Below are 997 nucleotides of genomic sequence, written 5' to 3'. Positions count from 1 at the left end.
AATGATAATGTTATAGTTAATAATACTGATAGTACTGGTTCTTCTGATATTGTAATCTATGATAATGTTACTATTGGCAATAATAATATAGTAGGCAATGTTACCAATAACGGTGATTTATCTGTTATTGGTGAAAATAATACTATTGGTGATTTAACTAATAGTGGTAATGCTGATTTAGGTGCTAATAATAGTGTTGATAATCTAATTAACGATGGTAATACTACTGTTGGTGGTAACAATGAATTAGGCAATGTTACTAATAATGGTGATTTGTCTGTTATTGGTGAGAATAATAATGTTGGTGATTTGACTAATGTTGGTAATGCTGATTTGGGTGCTAATAATAGTGTTGATAATCTTATTAACGATGGTAATACTACTGTTGGTGGTAACAATGCATTAGGCAATATTACTAATAATGGTGATTTATCTGTTACTGGTGAAAATAATAACGTTGGTAATTTGAATAACTCTGGTAATGCTGATTTGGGTGCTAATAATAGTGTTGATAATCTTATTAACGATGGTAATACTACTGTTGGTGGTAACAATGCATTAGGCAATATTACTAATAATGGTGATTTATCTGTTACTGGTGAAAATAATAACGTTGGTAATTTGAATAACTCTGGTAATGCTGATTTGGGTGCTAATAATAGTGTTGATAATCTTATTAACGATGGTAATACTACTGTTGGTGGTAACAATGTGTTAGGTAATGTTACTAATAATGGTAATGGTAATTTGTCTGTTATTGGTGAGAATAATAATGTTGGTAATTTGAATAACTCTGGTAATGCTGATTTAGGTGCTAATAATACTATCGATAATCTCATTAACGATGGAAATACTACAGTTGGTGGTAACAATGCATTAGGTAATGTTACCAATAACGGCGATTTATCTGTTACTGGTGAAAATAACAACCTTGGTAATTTAACTAACAATGGAAATGCAGACTTAGGCACTAACAACAATGTTGACAATGTCACTA

General features: G+C 30.5%; 1 protein-coding gene. It reads left to right on the top strand.

The window, feature by feature from the left end; genetic code table 11:
• Window positions 1-997: hypothetical protein (locus tag MBCUT_RS11115; RefSeq protein ID WP_211263745.1), on the top strand; the 997-nt coding region annotated here is incomplete at both ends.

The sequence above is a fragment of the Methanobrevibacter cuticularis genome (assembly GCF_001639285.1).
In the GTDB taxonomy this organism is placed as follows: Archaea; Methanobacteriota; Methanobacteria; order Methanobacteriales; family Methanobacteriaceae; genus Methanobaculum; species Methanobaculum cuticulare.
This window is presented reverse-complemented; position numbering and strand designations above follow the sequence as displayed.